Annotated in this window: 24 protein-coding genes and 1 tRNA gene; 16 read left to right on the top strand and 9 right to left on the bottom strand. The window is 48.3% G+C overall.

The window, feature by feature from the left end; translation table 11 throughout:
• Window positions 1–645: 645 nt before the first annotated feature.
• Window positions 646–900, bottom strand: a complete 255-nt coding sequence (locus EFB08_RS19720; protein WP_125077814.1) for a hypothetical protein — start codon at window positions 898–900, stop codon at window positions 646–648.
• A 23-nt stretch (window positions 901–923) separates the two neighbouring features.
• Here EFB08_RS19720 and EFB08_RS19715 point away from each other — a divergent pair, with 23 nt between their 5' ends.
• Entirely contained in the window at window positions 924–2,132 is a 1,209-nt protein-coding gene (locus tag EFB08_RS19715; RefSeq protein ID WP_123128702.1) for a hypothetical protein, read from the top strand.
• Complete coding sequence (locus EFB08_RS19710; protein WP_123128701.1) at window positions 2,132–2,551, top strand: hypothetical protein; 420 nt, start codon at window positions 2,132–2,134, stop codon at window positions 2,549–2,551. Before EFB08_RS19715 ends, EFB08_RS19710 begins: the two co-directional genes overlap by 1 nt.
• 424 nt (window positions 2,552–2,975) lie before the next feature.
• Here the strand turns inward: EFB08_RS19710 and EFB08_RS19705 are convergent, their stop codons facing one another.
• From EFB08_RS19705 to EFB08_RS19695, 3 genes are all read right to left on the bottom strand, one after another.
• Window positions 2,976–3,365, bottom strand: coding sequence for a hypothetical protein (locus EFB08_RS19705; protein WP_123128700.1), 390 nt, complete (start codon window positions 3,363–3,365; stop codon window positions 2,976–2,978).
• Between the two features lie 19 nt (window positions 3,366–3,384).
• The gene (locus EFB08_RS19700) at window positions 3,385–4,035 is read right to left on the bottom strand and encodes a recombinase family protein (RefSeq protein ID WP_123128699.1); all 651 of its coding nucleotides are present in this window, start codon (window positions 4,033–4,035) and stop codon (window positions 3,385–3,387) included.
• A 497-nt stretch (window positions 4,036–4,532) separates the two neighbouring features.
• A tRNA-Arg gene (locus EFB08_RS19695) sits at window positions 4,533–4,604 on the bottom strand.
• Window positions 4,605–4,781: 177 nt separating this feature from the next.
• Here EFB08_RS19695 and EFB08_RS19690 point away from each other — a divergent pair.
• On the top strand, window positions 4,782–5,201 hold the full coding sequence (locus EFB08_RS19690) for an organic hydroperoxide resistance protein (RefSeq protein ID WP_123128698.1): 420 nt from the start codon (window positions 4,782–4,784) through the stop codon (window positions 5,199–5,201).
• A gap of 324 nt (window positions 5,202–5,525) precedes the next feature.
• Here EFB08_RS19690 and EFB08_RS19685 read toward each other — a convergent pair whose 3' ends face one another.
• Window positions 5,526–6,338 carry an alpha/beta hydrolase gene (locus EFB08_RS19685; RefSeq protein WP_123128697.1) on the bottom strand — a complete coding sequence of 271 codons (813 nt, stop codon included), beginning with the start codon at window positions 6,336–6,338 and terminating at the stop codon, window positions 5,526–5,528.
• 152 nt (window positions 6,339–6,490) lie between these two features.
• Between EFB08_RS19685 and EFB08_RS19680 the strand changes: the two genes are divergently transcribed.
• The 5 genes from EFB08_RS19680 (at window position 6,491) to EFB08_RS19660 (ending at window position 11,454) form a co-directional block, all read left to right on the top strand.
• Window positions 6,491–7,195, top strand: a complete 705-nt coding sequence (locus tag EFB08_RS19680; protein WP_123128696.1) for an esterase family protein — start codon at window positions 6,491–6,493, stop codon at window positions 7,193–7,195.
• A gap of 17 nt (window positions 7,196–7,212) precedes the next feature.
• Window positions 7,213–8,217: an ATP-grasp domain-containing protein gene (locus EFB08_RS19675; protein WP_123128695.1), complete on the top strand. Its 1,005-nt coding sequence runs from the start codon at window positions 7,213–7,215 to the stop codon at window positions 8,215–8,217.
• A gap of 33 nt (window positions 8,218–8,250) precedes the next feature.
• Entirely contained in the window at window positions 8,251–9,354 is a 1,104-nt protein-coding gene (locus EFB08_RS19670) for a carboxylate-amine ligase (protein ID WP_123128694.1), read from the top strand.
• Window positions 9,355–9,442: 88 nt separating this feature from the next.
• Window positions 9,443–10,270, top strand: a complete 828-nt coding sequence (locus EFB08_RS19665; RefSeq protein ID WP_123128693.1) for a type 1 glutamine amidotransferase — start codon at window positions 9,443–9,445, stop codon at window positions 10,268–10,270.
• Entirely contained in the window at window positions 10,267–11,454 is a 1,188-nt protein-coding gene (locus EFB08_RS19660; RefSeq protein ID WP_123128692.1) for a hypothetical protein, read from the top strand. Before EFB08_RS19665 ends, EFB08_RS19660 begins: the two co-directional genes overlap by 4 nt.
• 485 nt (window positions 11,455–11,939) lie before the next feature.
• On the opposite strand, the gene sucC is transcribed toward EFB08_RS19660, so the two are convergent.
• Entirely contained in the window at window positions 11,940–13,136 is a 1,197-nt protein-coding gene (gene sucC, locus EFB08_RS19655; RefSeq protein WP_123128691.1) for an ADP-forming succinate--CoA ligase subunit beta, read from the bottom strand.
• Window positions 13,137–13,540: 404 nt separating this feature from the next.
• On the opposite strand from sucC, the gene EFB08_RS19650 reads away from it, so the two are divergent.
• Window positions 13,541–14,227, top strand: coding sequence for an ABC transporter ATP-binding protein (locus EFB08_RS19650; protein WP_193553985.1), 687 nt, complete (start codon window positions 13,541–13,543; stop codon window positions 14,225–14,227).
• A gap of 131 nt (window positions 14,228–14,358) precedes the next feature.
• Here EFB08_RS19650 and EFB08_RS19645 read toward each other — a convergent pair whose 3' ends face one another.
• The gene (locus EFB08_RS19645) at window positions 14,359–15,588 is read right to left on the bottom strand and encodes an MFS transporter (protein ID WP_123128690.1); all 1,230 of its coding nucleotides are present in this window, start codon (window positions 15,586–15,588) and stop codon (window positions 14,359–14,361) included.
• A 121-nt stretch (window positions 15,589–15,709) separates the two neighbouring features.
• Between EFB08_RS19645 and EFB08_RS19640 the strand changes: the two genes are divergently transcribed.
• The 5 genes from EFB08_RS19640 to EFB08_RS19620 all read left to right on the top strand — a co-directional run bounded on the left by EFB08_RS19640 (window position 15,710) and on the right by EFB08_RS19620 (window position 19,595).
• A complete protein-coding gene (locus EFB08_RS19640) occupies window positions 15,710–16,018 on the top strand; it encodes an HNH endonuclease (protein ID WP_165864973.1) in 309 nt (102 codons plus the stop codon).
• Between the two features lie 104 nt (window positions 16,019–16,122).
• Window positions 16,123–17,196 (top strand): DUF6687 family protein, encoded by a 1,074-nt coding sequence (locus EFB08_RS19635; protein ID WP_123128689.1) that lies wholly within the window; start codon window positions 16,123–16,125, stop codon window positions 17,194–17,196.
• Window positions 17,197–17,318: 122 nt separating this feature from the next.
• The gene (locus tag EFB08_RS19630) at window positions 17,319–17,711 is read left to right on the top strand and encodes a hypothetical protein (protein ID WP_123128688.1); all 393 of its coding nucleotides are present in this window, start codon (window positions 17,319–17,321) and stop codon (window positions 17,709–17,711) included.
• 111 nt (window positions 17,712–17,822) lie between these two features.
• Entirely contained in the window at window positions 17,823–18,677 is an 855-nt protein-coding gene (locus tag EFB08_RS19625; protein WP_123128687.1) for a universal stress protein, read from the top strand.
• 6 nt (window positions 18,678–18,683) lie between these two features.
• Complete coding sequence (locus EFB08_RS19620) at window positions 18,684–19,595, top strand: EamA family transporter (protein ID WP_123128686.1); 912 nt, start codon at window positions 18,684–18,686, stop codon at window positions 19,593–19,595.
• Window positions 19,596–19,789: 194 nt separating this feature from the next.
• On the opposite strand, the gene EFB08_RS19615 is transcribed toward EFB08_RS19620, so the two are convergent.
• Window positions 19,790–20,575, bottom strand: a complete 786-nt coding sequence (locus tag EFB08_RS19615) for a transporter (RefSeq protein WP_123128685.1) — start codon at window positions 20,573–20,575, stop codon at window positions 19,790–19,792.
• Window positions 20,576–20,747: 172 nt separating this feature from the next.
• Here EFB08_RS19615 and EFB08_RS19610 point away from each other — a divergent pair, with 172 nt between their 5' ends.
• Both EFB08_RS19610 and EFB08_RS19605 read left to right on the top strand, forming a co-directional pair.
• Window positions 20,748–21,599 (top strand): M28 family peptidase, encoded by an 852-nt coding sequence (locus EFB08_RS19610; protein ID WP_123128684.1) that lies wholly within the window; start codon window positions 20,748–20,750, stop codon window positions 21,597–21,599.
• Window positions 21,600–21,875: 276 nt separating this feature from the next.
• Entirely contained in the window at window positions 21,876–22,838 is a 963-nt protein-coding gene (locus EFB08_RS19605; protein ID WP_123128683.1) for a WD40 repeat domain-containing protein, read from the top strand.
• Between the two features lie 96 nt (window positions 22,839–22,934).
• On the opposite strand, the gene EFB08_RS19600 is transcribed toward EFB08_RS19605, so the two are convergent.
• Window positions 22,935–23,993, bottom strand: coding sequence for an NAD(P)-dependent alcohol dehydrogenase (locus tag EFB08_RS19600; protein ID WP_123128682.1), 1,059 nt, complete (start codon window positions 23,991–23,993; stop codon window positions 22,935–22,937).
• Between the last annotated feature and the right edge of the window lie 13 nt (window positions 23,994–24,006).

Raw genomic sequence — 24,006 nt, 5'->3', positions numbered from 1 at the left:
ATTTCCAACGATGTATCAGTGCCTTTAGCCAAAGCTTCATTAAGCTCACTTATTCGATCTAGATTCATCTTTTCTTTTTGCGTCCAACTACTGCATAAACGGAGTCGTTCCGGTTATTGGCACTATAAATGGAGGTATGCCTACCATCCTTTTCGATGTTTTTTTGAGTTCATGCAAAACCCTTCATAAGATAACCGTTTTCCCCTGAACATCAAAACACTGCCTTAAATTGCATTAAATGGCTGTTTTGGCTTTCAGTACCCTTGCAATTTAAATTAATCTTTGCTCAAAGGCAGAGGCTATCACCAATGGCTATCAAGCCCTATCCGTAAGTTATTCGGATATAGTCGTTTGTATTCGGGTATAAACGGTTATATACACTTAGCTAAACCTTTAAATAATTTAAATTTAAAAATACCGGCTAAACTGCTGAATCTTCAGAATGGCGTTCACGTGGCCCTTTACGCTGTGAAAACGACGCATATAAATTCCTATAAATCTGACCCACCCCTTCTTCTTGGTGAAAACGACTCGTAAATGGATAGGCAGAGCCCTGTTTAAAGTGAACTGGTACACATTTACATGCAAAGCACCCATTGATTAAATACATATAAAACTATAGGAAAACCGATTGAAAAAGGGATCCTAAAGCAGCCTTTTCACTTTATAAACGGTTCGGGAATAAGCCAGTACCTCCCTCTTTGATAGGCTTTCTACCGTTTGAAAATTGGTACCATTTCCTTTTCTTAAAAATCCTTTGAAAATACCTTCCCATTCCTTCCGCCACTTGTAAACAGGCGGTTTACCTTTGTAAAAGGCAATAACACCGAACATTCCTAAACCAAAGCCACAAGAAGGTAAACCCTTCTTGTGGCTTTGTATTGCCCAAACTTTACCCATTAAACAATTTAATAAAACATCAAATGAAGTATTCTATTCCAAAAGCCTTCAACATGGAGGAACACCTTGCGCAGTACCCACCGGAAGACTATTTTCCGGAAGGGGGGATGAACTTTTGCCCAGACAAGTTGCACTACGTCCTTTCCCTTCCCATTGAAATCCCTTCCAACAACAAAGACCTAAAGCACCGGAACGGCTCTGTGCCCATCAACTCCACCGCTTTGAAGAACGCCATTGGGAACGAATACAAAAGCTACCTTGACTATCTGGTGAACACAGGCGTGTTTGACGGGGGCAACAACCAGTACAGGAACGGGGTGCACTCCCGCATGTACCGCTACACCAAGGAATACCGGCAGGTATACAAGCAAGTAGAGGTGAGGAAGGCCTTTTCCTTCACCTACAAAAAGAAACTCACCAAGCAGGAAGAGCAACGCATAAAGGAACTGGATGGCAAATTAGGCAAGCACCTACGGAAGCCCTTTAAAAGCGGTCTTCTGGAAATGGACTTGGAAGGGGCGCAAGAGTATCTGCGCAAAACCATTCTGAAAGGCGTGAGGGAAGACGGCTTTTTAAATTTAAAAATTAGGGTAGCAGGGGTGAACAACGCCAACCGGCAAGACCCTACGGCTAAGGAGGCACTGACACGGAGAGAGAAGAAGCTGTTGAAGTACCACACCAACCTGCATGCGGCCATGAAGATAGCCGACGGCAACTTCTACCACGGCTTTGACACCGTGTCGGGCCATTTCCATACCTCTTTGACTAATTTAAAGAAGGAACTACGGAATTTCCTTTCCTACGGCGGGGAAAACCTATACGAAGTAGATTTACGCAATAGCCAGATGTATTTCAGCCTTCTGCTACTGGAACGGGATTTCTACGGTAAGCCCATGAGGGTGCGCCACGAGAAAAAATCCATGTGTTCCACTTCTATGTTCATTCATAAAGGTATTACCAATGCCATAGATGTACCTATCACTTCCTCTAAGGCTAAAATAACCCTTAAAAGGTTATCCCTTCACAATATATTATCAAACGAGATGTTCCAATGTCTTCCAAACGTCTTCTCTAACGTTATGCTTCAAGATATCCTAAAGGGCATTGACAATGAAGATGTTATCTATTACAGGAATGTGGTACTGGAAGGGAGACTATATGATTACCTCATAAAGAAATACATTGAGAGAACAGGCAAGACGGATATGGATAGGAATAAGAGAAGAAGGTAATGTTCACCATCCTTTTCTCCGAGAACGAGAAGGAACTGGTAAGAAAGGAAACTATGAAAGCCAAAATGATACGGAAGCAAAGGGAAGCGGCCAAAGAACTGTTCCGATGCTGTTTCCCCACCGTCATGCGGCTGTTTGAGTACATCAAGCAGGAAGACCACCGCTTGCTTTCCTGCCTGTTGCAGGCCATTGAGGCGCATGTGCTCCTTACGAAGGTTTGCGGGAGGGTGAAGCGTGAAAGAAAGGCAATGCCCCTGTTCACGGTGCATGATTCTATCTCAATTACGGAAAGCAACCGGAGTTATCTTGAAGGGGTAGTGAAGGAAGAGTGCCTTAGGCTCACCGGCTACGCGCCAAAGGTTGAGGGTAACCTCTTGCACCCAAGCAAGCTTGGTTTTCCGCACAAGGAAGCCGCGTAAGTTGGTTTTTGAAATACACTTGTTTTAACCCGTTCAAAGTGCTTTTCCTTTGTTAGCGTCCGTTGCACGGCTTCAAAGAGAAATGCCTTTGACGGGGTTAAAACAGGGTCAAAACACCATCATATTTGTTTGCTTGGATGACATTCAGCAAACCAGAAAAATATTTAAAAGGCGCAGTCAGCATCTACGATTGAGATTGCCTGTGAAAACCTAACAGCAAAGCACGAACGGAATCCAGGGGCAGTGATAATTGCTGTTGCCCCTGACAATAGAAGATAATGGTTTCTTCATTCAAAGACACCCGTTTTAGGCGTTAATAGCCTTCCCCTTTATTCAGGCTACAATGCTAAGGAGGGCGTAAGAAAAGAGCCTGAAAAGGCTAAAACAGGGGCAAAACAGCTTGTCTTGGTTCAGAATAGCAAACCTACAATAGTTTGCTAAGGACAAACCCAGAGGCTATGAAGTTCGGCTCCCCGTTGTCGTCTGGGGCCAAGTTGCCTTTGTCATTCATTTTGTCAAAGAAACGCTGCTCCGCCTCCGTTGGCTTGTCCCTGTTCACTTCGTAGAATATCATGCACCAAGTCGTTACCTTATCTATGAAGGTGTCGTAAGTGAAGTCTTTTCTATGCGTTGCCCAATATCTTAGAAGGTTCAAATGGTTTAAGTTCAGAAGGTCTTCCGTTTCAAACCGGTCACGTGTCCACTGTAACTGCTCTACTTCTGGAATGTCTTTTATCCGTTGGCCACACCACTGGTTAGCCAGAATAGAGGCTTCGCTCTCCTGCCCACTAAGCATTTCCTTGAATCTCTTCATAGGTGTCTTCTTAAATTATTTAACATTTAATGGGGGTAGGCTTTTCCACTGTCATGGCTTTCTTCACCTTTAACACGGTGCCAGTGCTTACTGCGCATATCTTAGCCGCATTTCGCACACTTTGGCCTTTCTTTAAGTGTCCTACCACTTCCTTATACTGCACCAGAAGGGCTTCTTTGGTCTTGGTGGAACCTTCCTTGCGACCAAGCTTTACGCCTTTCTTTCGGGCTTCATCCAAGCCGGAGTTTATGCGCTCAATCAGGGTTTCCTTCTCCATTCGTGAGAACTCCGCTAAAAGGGTAAGGAACATGTGAGCCATTGAGTTGGCCTTTCCGTCTGCATTAAAGGTTTCTATCTGGTGGTTCAGGATGAAGACAGAGACACCGGTTTTTGTCAATGCTTCAACCACCTTCAATACCTCTGTGGTATTGCGCCCAAGTCGGGAAACCTCTGAAACAAGCACCCTCTTTATTTTCCCTGCCTCGGCCAGTTGGAGCAAGTCAATGATTCCCTGCCGTTCCTCATTGGTCTTTGAGCCGGAAACCTTCTCATTGATGGTTGCAACCACATTGTAGCCCTTAGAGGCGGCATACTTGGTCAGGTCGCTTACCTGACAGTCATAGTCTTGGCTTGTCTTGCTTACTCTGGTAAAGATGGCTACCGGCTTCATGGTCTTTCGTGTGGTTAAGTAGAACAAACCTACGGAAGTGTGCCAAATAAAATAAGTGTTTATTGTGATACAGTATACACGTGCGCCAATGTGCCTAAGAACGGCTTAAAAGTGGGATGGAAGAGGCAATGATTATTTTGATACAGTAAGGCCAGTACTTTAAAATTGCCAACCCCCATTTTACTTTAACCTCTTTAGAGAAGGTGTTGCCGATAGTTCAGTTGCTTGACCAGATTGAAAGAATGTCTGTATGGCTTCTGTGTAATTTTTAAGGGTCTTACAAAGAGAGTTTCAAAAATCCAACTTCTTCTAGTTCCTTTTGAAGCGTATCGTTGCATGGTAAGCGAACTTGAATTGACTGTGATTGTGGTCTGTTTTTGATAACTTTAAGGAATGGTCTTATCCTAAAGTCTTAATTATGTCACCTTTTTGGTCACCTCTTAAAACAATAAAGCCCTGTAAGAACCTATCTTACAGGGCTTTCCGAAAAATTGTAGTGGCCGCGCCAGGAATCGAACCTGGATCGAGAGCTTCGGAAACTCCAATACTATCCGTTGTACTACGCGGCCCGGTATTGCGAGGGCAAATGTAGGAAATGCCTATCAAGAAAGAAAGGTGCCTGCGCGTTTTTTAAGCCTTTTCAGAAAAAGGGCTCTGAAACAAAAGTGAACCACATTGATTTCTAACATTTTCGGCTTGAAACAGTTTAGTAGAGAAGTTCACTTTTATCACCAAAGCTTAATTCAATGAAGAGAGTATACACGGCGGAAGTTACCGCCACTGGAGGCCGCAACGGTCAGGTAAAATCAACCGATGGAATCATTGACATGCCCGTACGTGTGCCCGAGGGCCTAGGCGGCAAAGGGGGCGCCACAAACCCTGAGCAATTGTTTGCGGCGGGTTACTCGTCCTGTTTCCAGAGTGCGTTGCAATTGGTGGCCGGAAAGCAGCATATCAGATTAACCGAAAAATCTACCGTGACTGCGCATGTGGGCCTTGACCAGTTTGAAGACGGAAAATATGGCCTATCGGTTCAGTTAGACGTGAAGTTGGATGGAGTAGATAAAGCCAAAGCCGAGGAATTGGTAGCCCAGGCGCATGAAGTGTGCCCTTACTCCGTAGGAACCAAGGGTAATATTGACGTGAAGTTGAATGTGCTGGATTAAGCTATCTGATTCAAGACTGTTTTCATAAAAACGCACCTAAAACGGGGTAGGCTCAATAATTGCTCCTGTTTTATGTGCGTTTTTATGAAAAGGCAGCCAAAATAGAAAGAGGGAGCTTTCTTTTATTGGCTTTCAAAACCTTTTCTCCAAGGGAATAAAGTATTGTCCTTATTGCGGAGCCCTTTTGTACTTTTGGGAAGTACCGTTCAGCTTTCCTTTACTTCTGGACATAAAAAAGGAGTATGAAGGGTCTTAATCCTCCATGCTCCTTAAATTAAATCTCTCCCCTTTGCAGTAATCAAATAGGAACAGAGTTCTCCAGTCTTACTTTGCAAAAGCCCAGAGCAGGAAACAAGGCATCAGCCGAGCCCAGGTGGCGACGTCATGACGGCCCCCAATGATTTCCATGTACCGGGTGTCTTTGTTCCTCTCGTAGCCTTTTTTATACAGTTCGTGAATAAGGCTGGTGGTGTCATCAATAGAATCAATGATGCCGTTCTGGTTGCGGTCAGACTTTTCATCCTGGGTGCCGGCCTCGAACCAAAACTTCAGTTCTGGTTTTTCCTGGCTGGCTTGAATCAGTTTATGAACGATCCGGTGGTTGTCTGGCGCCTCTTTCCTGGCTTCTTTGCTTCTCCACCAAAAGGCGCCCGAAAACGCGCCTACCTTAGAGAAGATATCTGAATGGTTCCAAGCAATGTCAAAAGCAGAAACCGCCCCTAAGGAAAAACCAATGATTGACGAACTAGCAAACTCTGTGATGTTGGTCTTCTCGTAAATGGCTGGAAGCAGCTCGTCAACTACAAACTGACGGTATTTTTCAGCCTCTGATCCTCTGCCTTTGTAATCTGGGGTACCCGAGATACCAAATTCCTGTAAACGGTTGCCCGCTTTGATGCCCACGGTTAAGATGGGGTTTATTCTGTTCTTTTTATACAAGGTCCGCAGGATCTTCTCATACTGCATGGTTTGCAGATCCTGACCGTCGTTGATCAATAGCAAATGCAGGGGCTCTACCACGCCATCCATGTCTGGCAGGTAGAGTACGCACTCCACTTCTCTGTTTAATATTTCCGAGTTTACTGTAAGCTCCTCTTCCCGGATGCTCACCTCGGACACTCTAAAATCTAAAAGCATTATTTGTCAAAAAAAGTAATTATGCAAAAGTACGGCGAGTTCTGTAACTTATAAAACATCTAAGATGAGAACATGTTTTTAAAAATACAGAACATTTTAAATATCCAATTGTAAATCAACTGCGTAACATACCAGAATAAATACTGAGACGAATGAAAGAACAGTATCATAAATGGTATTCACAGCAGCTCAGCCAGGATATAGAAATGCTGGTCTTCGGCGACAGGGGATATCCCGTTATTCTTTTCCCTACCTCAAAAGGCAGATACTATGAAAACAAAGATTTCAAGCTGATTGAGAGTGCCACCTGGTTTATCAATGAAGGCAAAGTAAAGATTTACTGCATTGACTCCATTGATGCCCTAAGCTGGTACAACAAAGGCGTGCATCCCGCTGACCGCGTGAAGAACCATATGTGGTATGATCAAATGTTGTACCATGAATTGGCGCCCTGGGCTATGCAGGAGACAGGACATAGCAAAGTATGCGTGGCTGGCTGCAGTTTTGGCGGGTACCATGCGGCCAATTTTGCGTTCAAACACCCAGACCGGGCTAGCCATCTGTACAGCATGAGCGGGGCCTTTGACATCAGAGACCAGGTAGATGGTTTCTACAATGATGATGTCTATTACAACAACCCCATTGAGTTTGTGCGCCATGCCACAGACCCTGCATTATGGCAGTTAAAGATCATTCTGGGCACTTCAGACCATGATATCTGCCTTGAATCAAACCACATTCTCTCAGCAATATTAAACGGTAAAGGTATCAATCATTGGCTTGACATACGGCCCAACGCAGTGCATGACTGGTCGGTTTGGCGCGAGATGTTCCCACACTATTTATCTCAGATCTAACTGTAACAGAAAGCACTATGAAAAAAATCGGAATTCTTTTCGGGCAGGAAAAAACTTTTCCGCAGGCGTTTGTAGACCGTATCAACCAAAAAAAAGAGAAAGACATTACGGCAGAGTTTGTCCAGATTGACAAGGTAATGCAGGGGGAAAGCAACGGCTATGATGTGATTGTAGACCGTATCTCGCAAAGCGTGCCTTTCTACCGTGCCATGCTGAAGAACGCAGCCATGACGGGTACGGCAGTGATCAATAACCCCTTCTGGTGGAGCGCAGATGAAAAGTTCTTCAACAACGCGCTAGCGGTGAAATTGGGCATCCCGGTACCTAAAACCGTGTTGCTGCCCTCCCGTGACATGCCAGAAGATACTAATGCCAATTCTTTCCGGAACCTGAGCTTCCCCCTGGATTGGGACGGTATTTTCAATTACGTGGGCTTCCCGGCGTACATGAAACCGTATGACGGCGGTGGCTGGCGAGACGTCTACAAACTGCATGACGCAGAAGACTTCTTTGATAAGTTTAACCAAACCGGCCAATTAGTCATGATGCTGCAGGAAGAAATCATCTTTGATGATTATTTCCGGTGCTACTGCATAGGCGGAGAGCACGTGCGCATCATGCAATACGAGCCTCGGAACCCGCACCACTTGCGGTACGAACACGGCAAAGCACCAGCCGCCAAAGCCATTCTGGACAAAGTTCGTGAATACGTGATTACCCTCAATCAGTACCTGGGCTATGATTTCAATACTGTGGAGTTTGCCATCAGAGACGGTATTCCGTACGCCATTGACTTCTGTAACCCGGCGCCAGATGCAGAACTCACCAGCGTGGGCGAGGAGAACTTTGAATGGGTGGTAGAAACCGCTGCCACTTACGCCATACAACGCGCCAAACACCATTGGCCTAACGCAGATAACCTTACCTGGGGCAAGTTTGTGACGAGCGGGGCTGCCAAGGCCCCTTTGATAGGAAGCCCCAAACCTGTCAGAGCACCAAGAACAACAAAAGCGAAAAGCTAATCTGGTTTCCTCTATAACGTAATCTCGTGCTGTATGAATGAGTTCACACTGGGAGTAGAAGAAGAGTTCATGGTGGTAGACCCTGTCACCAGGGAGCTGACCTCACATGATCAGAAGATTGTAGATGCCGCCCAAAAAATCCATGAAGACCAGGTAAAGGCAGAAATGCACCAGGCGGTAGTGGAGGTAGGTACCAGCATTTGCCGAAACACCGATGAGGCACGGGCAGAGGTAATCAAGCTTCGCAAAACCGTAGCAACCCTGGCTGGAGAGCTGGGGTTGCGCATCGGGGCGGCGGGTACGCACCCCTTTTCGCATTGGCAACACCAATTAATCACAGACCACCCGCGGTACTTTGACATTGTGAATGAACTGCAGGAAGCCGCCCGCTCTAACCTTATCTTTGGCCTGCACGTGCACGTGGGTTTCCAGAACCGCGACATGGCTTTGCACATTGCCAACGGGGTGCGCTACTTCCTGCCGCACGTGTATGCCTTGTCTACCAACTCGCCTTTCTGGGAAGGCAGAAATACCGGCTACAAATCCTTCAGGACAAAGGTATTTGATAAATTTCCAAGAACCGGTATTCCAGATTATTTCCAGAGCATAGAGGAATATGACAGCTATATAAAGCTGTTGGTGAAAACCAACTGCATTGACAATGCCAAGAAAATCTGGTGGGACGTACGCGTGCATCCGTTCTTTGACACCATTGAGTTTAGAATCTGCGACTGTCCTATGCTGGTGAATGAGACCATGGCGTTTACGGCCATTTTTCAGGCAATCTGTGCCAAACTGTACAAGCTCAGAATGCAGAACCTCAAATTCATCACGTATAGCAGGGCCTTGATTAATGAGAATAAGTGGCGGGCAGCACGTTATGGTATTGACGGTAAGATGATTGACTTTGGCCGTGAGGCCGAAGTGAACACCCGCTCTCTGGTGCTGGAACTGCTGGATTTCATTGATGACGTGGTAGATGAACTAGGCAGCCGAAACGAAATCAACTACGTGCATCAAATTCTGGAGCACGGCACCGGCGCAGACCGACAATTGGAGGTGTATAGCAAGAACCAAAGCTTCACAGATGTAGTAGACTATATTACATCCCAAACTTTACAAGGCGTTGACGTATAAGGACATAATTTGTGTCTAGCACTGTTTTGTACTATCAAATCAGAAGTACAATTTGTAGCTTTAGGTTTTTAATGGAGAGTAAGATAAGATGAGTATAAAAGTTGCCATCCTGGACATGTATGATGGCCACGCCAATCAGGGCATGAAATGCATCCAGGACATATTGAAGAAATTCCGGAAGAACAATTCAGTTGATTTAACATACCAGATTTTTGACGTAAGAGCCAAGAACGAGATTCCTGACACCAGTTTTGATATCTATATCTCTACTGGGGGACCAGGAAGCCCCACGGAGAGCGAAGGCTCTGAATGGGAGAACAACTACTTTGCTTTCATTGACGAACTGGAAGCCATCAACAATAACCCCAGCCGAACCGATAAAAAGTATGGGTTCTTTATTTGCCACTCGTTCCAGTTGCTGTGCAGAAAGTACAAGTTGGGCAACGTTGTAAAGAGGCGTTCCACTTCGTTCGGTATTTTCCCTATCTTCAAAACCGATGACTGGGACAATGAGGAGATTTTCGCCGGAACAGATGAAACGTTCTATGCCGTAGATTCCCGCGATTGGCAGGTGATTGAACCAGATGAGGCCCAGTTTGAGAAAACAGGCGCAAAACTGCTGGCCATTGAGAAAGAAAGATCGCATGTGAATCTGGAGCGCTGTATGATGGCTATCAGGTTCAGTGACTATTTCTTCGGCACGCAGTTCCACCCCGAGGCAGATCCGGTGGGCATGGAAGCGTACTTGTTGGAAGATGAAAACAAAGAGCGCGTCATTAAACACCACGGCGAGAATAAATACTATGAGATGCTTCATTTTTTGGAGAATCCGGTAGAGCTGGAATTCACCCGGAAAGAAATCATTCCATCGTTTCTTCATAATGCCATCAACAGTATGCTGATACAGGAAGTATGATAAAAGACATAAGGGAGAAGTATAACGCCGCCTTTACCCAGGAAGCTTACCAGGCCCTGCTCACCGACATAAACCAGCAACTGGAAGAACCTTTAGGATTCAGAGTGGCCGAGACTCCGGTTTTTATTGACCAGAAGTTCAAGGAAAAGCTGATTGCCGCCGGTGATGACCTGGTTACTACCATCCTGAGAAAAGATTTCAAGGAACTCACGGAAAGATCAATCCCGCAGGAATGGAGGACCGCCCACGAAAATGAGCGGCCTCACTTTCTCACCTTTGACTTCGCCGTCTGCCGAGATGAAAACCAGGAACTGGTACCCCGGCTGATTGAGTTGCAGGGCTTTCCTTCCCTTTATGGTTTTCAGCCTGAATTGGCAAAACTGTTCCGGAAACACTTCCCCCTTGTTGACTCTTTCACCCCATACTTTCAGCAGGATGACGAGCAGGCTTATTTTGAGTTGCTCCGCCGTACCATTATAGGGAATCACCAGCCCCACGAAGTAATTCTGCTGGACATCAATGCCCACGAACAGAAAACAGCTATTGATTTCTTTATTACAGCCCGGCACCTGGGCTTAGAGATTGTCTCTTTAGAGGAACTTAGGCAAAGAGGTAACAAGATTTTCTATACCAAAGACGGCAAGGAGCACCGGGTAAAGAAGATTTACAACCGGCTCATTTTTGACGAAGTAGAGAACAAGGAAGAAGCTTTCAAGAATGTGCCTGACCTGCTAACCACTGATCAGATAGAGTGGGTGGGGCATCCTAACTGGTTTTACCGGATCAGTAAGTACACCATGCCTTTTCTGGAAAGTGAGTTTGTGCCGCTTACGGCTTTTCTTTCGGAGGTGATCACCTATCCAGAGAATTTATCTGACTACGTTTTGAAACCGCTTTTCTCTTTTGCAGGGCAAGGGGTAATCATTGATGTGACACAAGAGGACCTAGCTGCCATCAAAGATCCTGAAAATTGGGTGCTGCAGAAAAAAGTAGTCTACGAGCCTGTCGTTCAGTCGCCAGATGGTTTGGTGAAATGTGAGATCAGGCTGATGTATCTCTGGCCAGACGGCGGTGAGAAACCTACCTTAGCCATCAACCTCGCCAGACTAAGCCGTGGTAAAATGATTGGCGTGCGCTACAACAGCAACTTTGATTGGGTAGGAGGGACTGTTTGTCTTTTTTAACCGGAAGCAATCTCGCATTCTGTTTTAGGAATGTTTTTCCAAAATAAGCCAGAAACAACAGAGCCTTCCTGTTTACAAGAAGGCTCTGTTATTTTTAAAGGAATGGGTTCAATCTGCTTTAAAAAACATTAGGTTCAAGTTCCATATCCACTTAAACTTTATCATCTTCCCTTGTTGTCCTCCCGAAGGGATCTCGTGGGGAACAAGAAAGGCTTTGATGGAGCGCAGTTGCAGCCTTGCCCACAAGATCCTTTCAGGATGAGATCAAAAGAGTTTTTTCCATTTCGCTTCTATAGCGCGGAAGTTACTTCCTTGACTTAAGGATGAGTTATAAACTTCCCCGCCATAGAAGCTTACCCCGGTAGAACCTTCTTCCAAGGTCTATCTTAATCTCTAGTTTCAGCCCCTTTTTCTATAAAACAGCCCTAAAACAAAGAAGCCCCACCGGTTTGGTGAGGCTTCTTTTATACTAAAACAACGTACAATTAAGCAGTTGCTAATACTTCTTTCACTCTCTCAGCAGCATCTTTCAAAAGAACGGCAGAGAATACTTTCAGGCCAGACTCATCAATGATACGGGCACCTTCCTCAGCGTTGGTTCCTTGCAGACGAACGATGATGGGAACGTTGATGGTCCCGATGTTCTTGTAAGCTTCCACCACCCCGTTGGCAACACGGTCGCAACGCACAATACCACCGAATATGTTGATCAGGATGGCTTTTACGTTAGGATCTTGCAAAATCAGACGGAAACCAGCTTCTACGGTCTGCGCGTTGGCTCCACCTCCTACGTCCAGGAAGTTAGCAGGCTCACCGCCAGAAAGCTTGATGATGTCCATGGTAGCCATCGCCAGACCAGCACCGTTCACCATACAGCCAACGTTACCGTCAAGCTTTACATAGTTCAGGTTGCTCTTGCTTGCCTCCACTTCCAACGGATCTTCCTCCGCGATGTCGCGCAGGTCAGCCAGGTCTTTGTGACGGAACAGCGCGTTGTCGTCTAAGTCTACTTTACCATCTACGGCTAAGATTTTGTTGTCTGAGGTCTTCAACACGGGGTTGATCTCAAACATAGAAGCGTCGGTGTCAAGATAGGCTTTGTACAGGTTAGTCAAGAATTTTGCAAACTCTTTGAAAGCTTCGCCTTGCAAGCCAAATGCAAACGCAATCTTATTAACCTGGAACGGACGAAGACCAACCGCCGGGTCAATCCACTCTTTGAAGATTTTCTCAGGCGTGTGTTCCGCCACTTCTTCAATGTCCATACCGCCCTCAGTAGACGCCATGATCACGTTCTGGCCTTTGGCACGGTCTAATAAGATAGAAACGTAATATTCTTTCGGCTCAGAGTCACCGGGATAGTAAACATCCTGCGCTACTAATACCTTATTTACTTTTTTGCCTTCAGGACCAGTTTGGTGTGTTACCAACTGCATGCCAATGATTTGGCCCGCAATTTCCTTCACCTGCTCCAGGTTTTTGGCCAATTTCACCCCGCCGCCTTTACCACGACCGCCCGCATGAATCTGGGCTTTAATTACGTGCCAGCCAGTGCCGGTTTCCTCGGTTAAACGCTTAGCAGCGGCTACCGCCTCTTCGGGGGTCTCTGCCACGATGCCTTCCTGAATTCTAACGCCGTAGCTTTTCAGAATGTCTTTCGCCTGGTACTCGTGTATATTCATGAGGTTAGGTTGATGTTTTTTGGTGCACGAAAGTAAGGTATACGGGTAACTTTTCAAAGCAAAGGCTGAACTGCGGAAAGTCCTGAGTTCTGACTCCTTAATCCTGAGTCATTTTCACCATACCAGGCTAGGGTGTTTCAAGCTCGCAAGTTGGTCTAGGGGCTTTACCCTATAACGCCGTGGTGCTACAGGACCATGCAAGTTTCCCTATGTACCTTCTTCGTTTTGAAACAGCGCCTTTTCTGAGGGTAAGGTTTATTGGACAGAGGCAGCGTTTTTTTGAAACCTCTACCACGGCGTTACGCTGTAACTCCGCTACGGTTAACTTTAAATTGAATGCTCCGTTTCATGCAAACAAGGCAACAGTTTGCAAATGCCATCCCTTCCTTATTGTTTTGTAGTTCATGAGTATAGAAAAACCTATTTTGTTAGAGGGCCGAGGGTTGTTCAAATCCTACGGAAAACTTCCGGTCCTGAAAGGCATTGACTTAAGGATCGGTGAGGCCGAGGTGGTCTCCATTGTGGGCGCCTCCGGAGCCGGCAAGAGTACTTTACTGCATCTGCTGGGCACCTTGGATGCCCCAGATGCCGGCGATGTTTTCCTGCACGGACAGAAGATCTCGGGGATGAGCAACAAAGAAGTGGCCCGTTTCCGGAACCGCAACATTGGCTTTATTTTCCAGTTCCACAACCTGCTGCCCGAGTTCACCGCCCTGGAGAATGTGAGTTTACCCGGCTTCCTGGCTGACCGCCCCGAAAAAGAAGTAGAGACCCGCGCCAAGGAACTCCTGGAAATGCTGAACCTGGGCCATCGTCTGGACCATAAACCTTCTGAGATGAGCGGTGGTGAGCAGCAACGCACCGCTGTGGCCCGAGCCCTCATCAATTCGCCCAAGCTCATCTTCGCCGATGAGCCCAGCGGAAACCTTGACTCTAAAAATGCCGAGGAGCTGCACCAGATCTTCTTCAAGCTTCGCGCTGAACTGGGCCAGACTTTCGTGCTGGTCACCCATAACCCCGTTCTGGCCGACATGGCCGACCGGAAACTAACCATGAAAGACGGTTTCCTGCTGCAGCCAGAAGAAGCGTAAACCCTGATCAAAATACACGCTATACTTAAAAGCCGTTTAGGACCTGTTTTCTGAAAACAAGCTCTAAACGGCTTTCTATTTTTTTAAATATTATAACTCAGGACTCAGAACTCTAGACTCAGGACTTTCCCTCAACTCACCTGCTTCAGCTTAATCACTACCCACATAGACACAAAGGTGAATACCGTGGCTATGATGCCCACCGTCCCGAAGTGTTGCAGTTCATTCGAGCCGGGAGCATTGGAAATCACCAAGCCTGACAGGAAGGCGGCCAAACCTGAGGCAAGCTGTTGTACCGATGAATTTACGCTCATAAACGAGCCGCGCAGCCGGGGTTCAATGCTGGAGGTGATCAGAGACATGGCCGGCACAAACCTCGCCCCGAAGAAAATAAAGAAGAAAGTAGTCACCACGAACGCTTGCCAATGCGGCACCCTAGGCAAATGGGTCACCACCAGAATCGGAATGATGGAGACAAGCGCGGCGATCAGAAACACCTTCTTTTTCCCAAATCGGTCCGAAAGCCTTCCGGCTAGCTGAGAGGTCACCACCGTTGCCAGTCCCCCGAAAAGGTAAATGTAACTGAGCTCTTCCTCGGCGAAACCCACGTTGGCCACCATATACGGACTCAGAAACGGCACCACCGTGAATCCCGCCAGCGACAAGCCCACCATCAACGCAAAAGCCCACAAGCAGTTCGCCCGGCTGAAGATGGTGCCCAGCACCTGGGCCGGATGCTGAGGAACGTGGTGCAGCAAGTGCTGCCGCATGGGAGGGAGCACCCGCCAGGTCAGGAACAGTACCAGCACGCTGAGCCCGGTAAGCAGGTAAAAAGGAGCGTGCCAGCTGGCGTGGCTGGCTAAATAAAGCCCAATAGGAATTCCCCCGATAGAAGCCACCGAGAAAGCCGCCATTACCTTGCCGGTAGCCGCACCCCGCCGCTCCTCCGGAATAGAATCCCCGATAATGGCCAACACCAACGCCCCCAGAACTCCGCCAAAGGCACCCGCCAAAATACGGGCAATTAATAGGAAGGAGAACGTTGGAGCCAAAGCGCAGGCAAATGTTCCCAAGGTGAAGCCCAGATAAAGGCCCAAAAGAGCATTCTTCCGGTCGAACCGGTCTATGAAAAAGGCGCTCAGCAAGCCCGAGATAGCCGCGCTGAACGTATACGCCGATACCAGGAACCCGAACTCCCTCGGACTGATCTGAAAAACCCGCATCAATTGGGGCCCTAGCGGCATCATGATCACAAAGTCCATGATGTGCGTAAACTGGATGGCCGCCAGAATGAACAGCAGCCATTTCTCACTTAGAGCCGGGCCCGAGGATATAGGAGAAGCAGTAGAAGATAGAGACATAACAGAACATGGACATCCGTCCGTTTAAAACAAAACTTTACGCGTGGTAGGGGCAGAGGTTGGTTTCTTTTCAGTTAGACAGGCACGCCTCAAAGTACCCTTATCAGAAACAAAGCCGCCCATGGCAAAACGAATCAGGAAAAAAGAAGAAAGCGCAGATCCGGTGTGCGCGCTTTGTGAACGGGAGGTGGGGTTTACTACGCTGCACCATTTGATTCCGCGGGAGGAAGGAGGCAGGCACGGACCCACCGCTCCGCTGTGCCAGCCTTGCCACAGTACGGTGCACCTCACGTACAACAACAAAGAACTGGCGGTGCTGTACAATTCCATCCAGGCCCTGCGCGAAGCTGAGGGTTTGCAGAAGTACCTGCAATGGGTGCGTACCAAACGTCTGGACAAAATCACCAACCGCCGGGGCAAACGCAAATAATGGGCAGCTTGCGTTTCAGCGTTGTTTTTGCCAAATAGCCTCTAAAACACCTTCCCCAAAGAAAGGGCTTGAAAACCAGAGCGACTTTCCAAAAACTCAGCAGAATGAACCCATTGACGTATCTTCCTTTTCCTCAGATCAAAGAACAGCCAGCCGTAGTGGTAGACAGTTTTCACCCCAATGGTCTGGTGCTTTCGCACTGGCGCGAAGCTCCCACCCCATCGGAATTGCGGGAAGACACCAGCGCCGGAATGGTTCTGCAAGCCATAAAGCAAAACCACCCTGGTCTGCAGAAATACCAATACGTTACGGCTAACCACTTTGACATTGATGCCCTGGTAGGCATCTGGGCTTTGCTGAACCCAACTCTAGCTATGCAGCACGAAGAGACCCTGCGGCAGATGGCGATTATAGGTGATTTCCGGGAATTGGATTTAGGGGCTCCTTTTGCCAAAGAAGCCCTAAAACTGGTGTGCTGGATCAATGCCGAAGAAAAGGTGCGGTTCTACCCCCCGTTTGGTGCCGAAGACCTGGAAGAAAATGAAGTGATCGCCTCCATCCCGAAATTCCACAATTTTCTGGAGGTGTTCCAAGAAGTGTTGCTGAATCCTGCATTATTCCAACAGGTTTGGGAGCCTGAACTGGAAGTCGTTCAGCGGGGATACTCCCAGGTGTATGGGAAAGAATCACGAATTGTCCAAAACGATTCCTTAGGGTTGGTGGTGATAGAGACCCCGCAGCCCGTGCATTACTACGCCCTGTTCAGCCCTACTGCAGGGTATGACATTGTGGTGTCTTGCTACAGCGGAAACCGGTATGAAATAGAATGTAAGTACACTACCTGGGTAGACCTTGCCAGTCGACCAACGCTCCCAAGACCAGATTTACGGGCCTTGGCTAGCCAACTTACAGAGTTGGAGCAAACGGGGCTAAGCTGGGTAGCAGACGGCATCACTGATACCGGTCCTTTGCTTCGGCTCCAGAACGGGAAACTTAGTAAGGCTCAGCGGTACGGCAATCCGCAGGAAAGGGAGTTCTATGCCTCCTCCATTGAAAAGGGTAAATTCCTGGAAATTGTTACTTCATATTTGCAGAATGCATTTACAAATGTCACTCCTAAGAAACGGTGGACCTGGGCCGAGGTGAAAGCCTTTAACCTGAGAAATAATAAAATTTGATGTTTGGATTTGCAAAATGGCAAACTGTTTTTAACTTTATGGAAAGATAATATCAAATTTTGCCTCTTTCCGGAATCCCCCGCCCAGATAGTGGTGCATCTGCAGAAATGTCTGACGCTGCTATGATTCAAATTGCGTATACTCCTTTCTACCAAATGAAGGTAGACCGGAAGAGAAATAGAATTTTTATAAAAGTGGAGGGATGCTGGAACACCCCAGAGGAGGTTCCTTTCTATTTCCTTCACCTTGAAGAGGCCCTTGCTTGCCTAACCCCGGGCTTTTCCATCCTCACCGATATCCGGGGATTGGAAGAATATTCGCCGGCGGTGCGCCGGATGCACATTGAAGCCCAGAAGCTAACGGTAGCGGCCGGTATTTCCCAGTTGGCCGAAGTGCATCATTCCAACACCCCCGTGAACCAGTTGTCTATGTTCATAGCCGAGGAAAGTAAGATTCCCCTCAATATTTTTGATTCGCTGGAAGACGCCGAAGACTGGCTGGAAGGACTTCTGTAGCAGCAAGGGGAATCTTTCAGGAAAGGAAAGTATAACCCAAACGCTATATTCCCGTTTTGTAAGCAGGCGTAGTTCTGCTATAAATGAACTACAGAACAGACTTGCAATGCTATGAAAAAGATTCTTTGCCCGGTTGATTTTTCCAAGACCTCAAACAAAGCGGTGGAGTATGCCGCTCAGATAGCCCAGCATACCCGCTCCTCGCTCACGTTGCTACATGTTTTGCACCTGCCCATGATAGACACCACCGAATCGGCGTTGATGGCCAGCCAGGTGTTGGATGAGCAGCGTCGCGTTTCCTCTGATAAACTCCAATCTCTGTCGCATCACCTGCAGAGCATGCTGGCCGAAAGCGGTGGCGGGGCCGTTGACGTGGATACTAAAGTCCAGGAGGCGTTCCTGGCAGATGCGGTGGAGCGCCTGGTGCACGAAGAAGGCTACAATTTTATTGTGATGGGTACTACCGGCGGCGGCAATACCCTGGAGGAAATCCTGATTGGCAGCAACACCGAGAGCGTGATTTCGCAGGTGAAATGCCCTGTGTTGGCCATCCCGGGAAAAGCCCAGTTCCCCGACATCCACCGCATTGTGTACGCCTCAGATTACCAACCCGAAGACCTGAAAGCGCTGAGAAATGTAGTTGATCTGGCCATGGTGTTTCAGGCCGAAGTAGAAGTGGTGCACGTTACCCACAAAGCCGGTGCTGATGGTGGCCGTCACGCGCAAGAGTTCATCCAAATGCTTAGGAGCGAATTTCAGGGGTTAGATATCCGTTTTCAGGAAGTAGAACACCCCGAGAAAGACAAAGGCCTGAAAGATTACCTCAGCCGAACCAACAGCAACATGCTGGCTATCCTGAAAAAGCGCCGCAGCTTTTTCAAAAACCTTTTCGGGATGAGTCTCGCTGAGAAAATGACCTACCAAACCAAGCTGCCGCTGCTGGTGCTGCACGCAGACGCCGATTAAAATTTTATGGAAGCAACCACCACCTCCGGGGCTCCGGCTACCGGTTGGCTGAAGATCGCGGCCTTTGCCGCGATTTACATTATATGGGGCTCCACTTACCTGGCCATTGCCTTTGCCATTGAAACCCTGCCGCCTTTCCTGATGGCTGGTCTTCGGTTCTTGTTCGCCGGGGTGGTCTTGTTCAGCTGGGCCCGGCTTCGCGGAGCTGCAACCCCTTCATTAGAGCATTGGCGCAATACGGCAATCATAGGCGGCCTTCTGATTCTATTAGGAAACGGATCTGTGGTTTGGGCTGAGCAACGCGTGGCTTCCGGGATTGCGGCTCTATTGGTCACCACTGAACCATTGTGGGTGGTTGTATTGCAATGGCTGGGTAAATCAAAACAGGCACCCTCCAAAGGCGTTTTGTTAGGTCTCTTGCTTGGGGCTATCGGGATGGTGGTGTTGGTTAGTCCCTGGAAATTGGAGGGTGGGGTAGATGTGGCAGGTAGTGCGGTGGTGTTCCTTTCGGCGGGAGCGTGGGCCTGGGGTTCTCTTTTTTCCTCCCGAGCCACCTTGCCATCCTCGCCTATTCTTACCACCGGCATGCAGATGATGTGCGGCGGGGCCATGCTGGTGCTAACCGGTACCGTCTTTGGCGAGTGGCAAACCGCTGAGTGGGCTTCCGTTAGTTCCAGATCTTGGCTGGCCTTGGGGTATCTGGTGGTCTTTGGTTCCCTTATCGGTTTCTCGGCCTATAGTTGGCTTACAAGGGTGGCGCCTCCGTCACAAGTCTCCACGTATGCCTATGTGAACCCTGTCATTGCGGTTTTTCTTGGCTGGGCTTTTGCCCAAGAAGTAGTCACCGGCCAAACCCTTATTGCCACCGTTTTGCTGGTGGGAGCCGTGGTGCTGATTACCCTGAAATCCAGGCACTGAGAAGGCTGCATTATGACCCGAAGATTGGGCAAGATGCTTTAGGGCATTGCTCTCATTTTGAATGAGCGCAATGCTTCCTAAGTCATTAATTCGAAAGGAACCTGTTTTAAGCCCCATTTTCTTAAACTGCCGTCAAAACAGTCGCACCCTGACCCAATTTCATGAGGCAGAGTGCGGCAGGGAAATGAAATAAGCTATCTCGGTAGTCTGAAGCTCAATCCACCGCCGGTGAAAAGATCAGGAGCATGGGACGAAACTCCGGTACCCACTATGGCATCTACCTGCAGATTGGGGAGCAACAGGAACTGAATACTTCCGTCAATCTGGTTTTCGGCGTGGCTGTGGTTGGGTTTCTCCCCGAAGAACTCGGCGGCCACTGTCACTTTCTCGCTTAGCTTCCCGCACAGGGCCGCTGAGTACTGAAGTTTGTTTTCCATTTCCTCGTCTTCACGCTGGCGCTGAAAACCAGCATTGTACTGGAGCTTTACCTTCTCTGAAAGCCCATTTGTGAGCAGTAGCATCACTTCTGGGGCTACTTTATTAGGTTTAAAGGCATCGGCTTCCCAGGGAAGTTCCAACATAGCCAAAACCGAAACGGTGGGTAGGACGCCCTGGCTCTCCAGTACGTTCACCTTCGTTCCCACCCGCAGTGTACTCAGCCCTTTGTTTTCCCGGAACAGGTTTTCACTTATCTGGTTTGTTTCCTGGCGGTACGTGGCTTCCACCCTGAATTCAGCGGCTGGCAGGAGGCCAATCCGGAGCAAAGCCTGCGGATAAAGCCATTGTTTGTCTTCCAAGCTTTCGTGCTTCAGGCGCTGGTACTGGAAACCGGTTTCCAGTTGAAAGTACCCCCGAGGCACGACACTGGAGGCTTCTGTTTTGGTGGGTCGGTCAGTTTCAAACTCAAGTAGGGTTTCCTGCTGCGCGAAGGCTCGTAGGTGAAAGAAGGCAAAAAAGGAAAGTAGGAGTGTTTTTTTCATAGTTTTTGAAATCCGCTACGATTACGGAACCAAACTTCAGAAGTTGGCGCAAACCCTTTTTCCTTTGAAACAGGGTAGAAAATCAGAGTAGAAACCGTATTAATTCTGGCCTACTCAAAGCAACCACTAATGCAAGTAGCAGTACATAGCAGTGTCACCAACCTAACCCGCCATGCCCATACAACGAGACCGCCTGTACGCCGATGTTCAATTCTTAACCACCCTTTCCCCACCCCGCAGCATCAGTTACCCAGAGTCCCTGAAGAAGGCTGCTGCTTACATTGAGAAGGAGTTCTGCAAGTTAAGCGGACGGGTATCTAAGCAAGAGTTACACCAGGGATTTCAAAACCTGATCTTGTCTTACGGGCCCGAGGAGGGAGAAAGGGTGATTGTGGGTGCCCATTATGATGCCTGCGGAGATACCCCCGGGGCCGATGACAATGCCAGCGCGGTGGCGGGCCTGCTGGAACTGGCGCGTGCCCTCCACGAAGAGAAACCTGAGGTAAAACACCGCATTGACTTCGTTGCCTTCAACTTTGAAGAGCCGCCCTATTTTGCCACCGAAAAAATGGGCAGTGCGGTTCACGCCAAATCCATGAAAAAAAATAGGGTAGACGTGAAACTGATGATCTGCCTGGAGATGATCGGGTATTTCACAGACAAGCCAAACTCGCAGGAATTTCCGCATGAGTCATTGAAGAACCTGTACCCCAGCACCGGAAACTTTATTGTGGTGGTAGGCAAAATGGGGCAGGAACGGACCATTAATCGGGTGCAGCAGTTCATGAAAGAGCACTCTCGGGTAGACGTGCAGTCCATTGCGGCCCCGCCGGGTCTTCCGGGAGTTTCCCTTTCAGACCACCGCAACTACTGGGCAGAGGGGTACCAAGCCGTCATGATCAATGATACCTCTTTCCTCCGTAATCCGCATTACCACCAAAAATCAGATACCATTGACAAACTTGATTTCGTTCGCATGACCGAGGTGGTGAGAGGTGTTTATGCCGCTATGTTGAACTTTTAAATGGCAAAGGTTTTAGGTATATCTCCTTGATTTGCAAATTGATGTGGAAGAATAGGAAGGAAAACCCGGCAAAGCAACAAATTCCCTTTATTGCTTTTCATTTTCCCAAAGCAAATTTCTTCTACTAAGGTAGAGAAGAGGTTTAAGGTTCTTAAGATAAAGGGGGTAAACTAAATGCGCAATGAATTTTAGGAAAAACTTAGAAATTGGATTTGCAATATTTTACCAAAGTATTGTACTTTGCGCAATAAAAAATATTAATATCCCTCATTAAATATGAAAAAGAATAAAGTTTTTTTTCTGGCACTTGGTTTCTGCCTGGTGGCAGATCTTTCCTTTAGCCAGACAAAGCTAAAGCCCTTGGCTTTGTTGAAGCACGAGGAAAATCAGTTGTTCCAAAACGCCGTATTTTCCCCAGACGGCAGCCGGGTAGTGTCTGTTGGGAATCAGGGCATGTTGTACCTCTGGGATCCGTCCCAAACCTTTCCGGTAACTTTTAAACAAGTACACCAGGGCACTGCGCTTTCCTGCGCCTACTCGCAGGATGGAAAATACATTGTCACCGGTGGCGAGGAGAAATCCATCAAAGTTTTGCTTTCCAGGGATTTAAGTGAGGTGAAAACCCTTGCCGGATTACCAGCCAAAGTGCGGGAAGTTGCCATGACCGGTAACCGGTTAGTGGCCCTGCTGCAGAACAACGAAATCAGGATTTACAACACCGATACCTGGGAGCGGGTAGGGAAACCTCGGTATGCCGCCAGCAATTCTAAAATCATCTTCAGCAACAAAGGAGATCGGTTTTACGCCTGGTTTTCCAGCCGCATTTACGCCATTTCGGCGGCCGACGGAGAATTGATCCAGGTGTTCAATACCAATTATGCTACCCCCACTGACCTGGCCGTGAGTTCTGACGGACAGTTGCTGGCCGTAGGGTTCGGACAAGCAAATGAGATCCTGCGCATCTATGACGCCCATGATTTCAAACAGCTGAAGGCTGTGAAGAAAAACGGAGCCGGTGATTACGCCAACGGGCTGTCTTTCTTCCATAACAGTAACAAACTGCTGTACCTTTCCAATGCCGGCAACCCCAACCTCATGATCTATGATGTAGACAAAGGCACCAACACCTCGGTTTCGAAGGGAAGCGCAACGGCCCGTACCTCTATCTCCAAAGACGACTCAAAAGTGATCCTGGCTCCAAAATCCATCAACTCCATCCAATTAATGTCTATCATGTAAACAGGGTTTCGGGGCTGTTTTCCCTAAAACGGCCTTAAAACAGAAAAGCCTGTCTCTATTAGAGGCAGGCTTTTCTGTTTTAAGGCTAGGAGTTGATTAAGCGCTTGTATTTTCCAAACTAGCCATGTCTATCACGAAACGGTATTTCACATCGCCGGCCAGCATGCGGTCATAGGCGGTGTTGATCTGGTTGATGTTGATGACCTCGATGTCTGACAGGATGTTGTGCTCGGCGCAATAATCCAACATTTCCTGGGTCTCAGCGATGCCGCCAATCAAGGAACCCGCAATTCTCCGGCGCCCGAAGATAAGGGTGCCCGCGTGCAGTTCTGGTGCTTCCGGCGGAACTCCAAGCAGGATCATGGTTCCGTCGCGGCGCAGCAGACTGGCGTACATGTCCAAGCTCACCTTCGCAGAAACGGTGTTGATGATAAAGTCAAAGTAGCCCGTCACTTGTTTAAGGGCTTCCTGGTCTTTGGTCACCACAAACTTGTGGGCTCCCAGAGACTGGGCATCGGCTTCTTTGGAGGGGGAAGTGCTGAGCACGGTTACTTCAGCGCCCATGGAGGCGGCCAGTTTCACGGCCATGTGGCCTAATCCACCCAATCCAACTACTCCCACCCGGTGGCCTTGGCCTACGTTCCAGTGGCGGAGCGGCGAGTATGTAGTGATACCGGCGCACAGAAGGGGAGCCACCCGGGCCAGATCCTGGTCTTCTCTGATCTTCAGCACGAAGTTCTCTGAAACCACAATCAGGTTAGAGTAGCCGCCGTAAGTGGGTGTGTCTAAACCGGGCTCGGGGCTGTTGTAAGTTCCAATAAATCCTTTCTCGCAGTATTGCTCCAGCCCGTCTGAGCAGCTCGGGCAGCTCTGGCAGGAACCCACCATGCAGCCTACGCCCGCCATTTCGCCCACGGCAAACTTCTGCACGTGGTCGCCAACCTTCACAATTCGGCCCACAATCTCGTGACCGGGAACAACGGGATACAGGGCGCCGCCCCATTCGCCTTTGGCGGTATGCAGGTCTGAGTGGCAAACCCCGCAGAATTGGATCTCAATCAATACATCATGCGGACCCACTTCACGGCGTTCAAAGTTGAAAGGCGCTAACGGAGAGTTGGGGTCAAATGCGGCGTATCCTTTGGTTTCTATCATAGTTTTATAGTTG

The sequence above is a fragment of the Rufibacter latericius genome, assembly GCF_003721515.1.
Classification (GTDB): domain Bacteria; phylum Bacteroidota; class Bacteroidia; order Cytophagales; family Hymenobacteraceae; genus Nibribacter; species Nibribacter latericius.
Note: the sequence above shows the minus strand (reverse complement) of the source record. Positions and strands in the feature narration are given on the sequence as shown.

Excerpts from the sequence above, each read along its gene's own strand:
- EFB08_RS19720 (WP_125077814.1), bottom strand. The coding sequence starts at position 900 with ATGGGTAAAGTTTGGGCAATACAAAGCCACAAGAAGGGTTTACCTTCT.
- EFB08_RS19715 (WP_123128702.1), top strand. The coding sequence starts at position 924 with ATGAAGTATTCTATTCCAAAAGCCTTCAACATGGAGGAACACCTTGCG.
- EFB08_RS19710 (WP_123128701.1), top strand. The coding sequence starts at position 2,132 with ATGTTCACCATCCTTTTCTCCGAGAACGAGAAGGAACTGGTAAGAAAG.
- EFB08_RS19705 (WP_123128700.1), bottom strand. The coding sequence starts at position 3,365 with ATGAAGAGATTCAAGGAAATGCTTAGTGGGCAGGAGAGCGAAGCCTCT.
- EFB08_RS19700 (WP_123128699.1), bottom strand. The coding sequence starts at position 4,035 with ATGAAGCCGGTAGCCATCTTTACCAGAGTAAGCAAGACAAGCCAAGAC.
- EFB08_RS19690 (WP_123128698.1), top strand. The coding sequence starts at position 4,782 with ATGAAGAGAGTATACACGGCGGAAGTTACCGCCACTGGAGGCCGCAAC.
- EFB08_RS19685 (WP_123128697.1), bottom strand. The coding sequence starts at position 6,338 with ATGCTTTTAGATTTTAGAGTGTCCGAGGTGAGCATCCGGGAAGAGGAG.
- EFB08_RS19680 (WP_123128696.1), top strand. The coding sequence starts at position 6,491 with ATGAAAGAACAGTATCATAAATGGTATTCACAGCAGCTCAGCCAGGAT.
- EFB08_RS19675 (WP_123128695.1), top strand. The coding sequence starts at position 7,213 with ATGAAAAAAATCGGAATTCTTTTCGGGCAGGAAAAAACTTTTCCGCAG.
- EFB08_RS19670 (WP_123128694.1), top strand. The coding sequence starts at position 8,251 with ATGAATGAGTTCACACTGGGAGTAGAAGAAGAGTTCATGGTGGTAGAC.
- EFB08_RS19665 (WP_123128693.1), top strand. The coding sequence starts at position 9,443 with ATGAGTATAAAAGTTGCCATCCTGGACATGTATGATGGCCACGCCAAT.
- EFB08_RS19660 (WP_123128692.1), top strand. The coding sequence starts at position 10,267 with ATGATAAAAGACATAAGGGAGAAGTATAACGCCGCCTTTACCCAGGAA.
- sucC (WP_123128691.1), bottom strand. The coding sequence starts at position 13,136 with ATGAATATACACGAGTACCAGGCGAAAGACATTCTGAAAAGCTACGGC.
- EFB08_RS19650 (WP_193553985.1), top strand. The coding sequence starts at position 13,541 with ATGAGTATAGAAAAACCTATTTTGTTAGAGGGCCGAGGGTTGTTCAAA.
- EFB08_RS19645 (WP_123128690.1), bottom strand. The coding sequence starts at position 15,588 with ATGTCTCTATCTTCTACTGCTTCTCCTATATCCTCGGGCCCGGCTCTA.
- EFB08_RS19640 (WP_165864973.1), top strand. The coding sequence starts at position 15,710 with ATGGCAAAACGAATCAGGAAAAAAGAAGAAAGCGCAGATCCGGTGTGC.
- EFB08_RS19635 (WP_123128689.1), top strand. The coding sequence starts at position 16,123 with ATGAACCCATTGACGTATCTTCCTTTTCCTCAGATCAAAGAACAGCCA.
- EFB08_RS19630 (WP_123128688.1), top strand. The coding sequence starts at position 17,319 with ATGATTCAAATTGCGTATACTCCTTTCTACCAAATGAAGGTAGACCGG.
- EFB08_RS19625 (WP_123128687.1), top strand. The coding sequence starts at position 17,823 with ATGAAAAAGATTCTTTGCCCGGTTGATTTTTCCAAGACCTCAAACAAA.
- EFB08_RS19620 (WP_123128686.1), top strand. The coding sequence starts at position 18,684 with ATGGAAGCAACCACCACCTCCGGGGCTCCGGCTACCGGTTGGCTGAAG.
- EFB08_RS19615 (WP_123128685.1), bottom strand. The coding sequence starts at position 20,575 with ATGAAAAAAACACTCCTACTTTCCTTTTTTGCCTTCTTTCACCTACGA.
- EFB08_RS19610 (WP_123128684.1), top strand. The coding sequence starts at position 20,748 with ATGCCCATACAACGAGACCGCCTGTACGCCGATGTTCAATTCTTAACC.
- EFB08_RS19605 (WP_123128683.1), top strand. The coding sequence starts at position 21,876 with ATGAAAAAGAATAAAGTTTTTTTTCTGGCACTTGGTTTCTGCCTGGTG.
- EFB08_RS19600 (WP_123128682.1), bottom strand. The coding sequence starts at position 23,993 with ATGATAGAAACCAAAGGATACGCCGCATTTGACCCCAACTCTCCGTTA.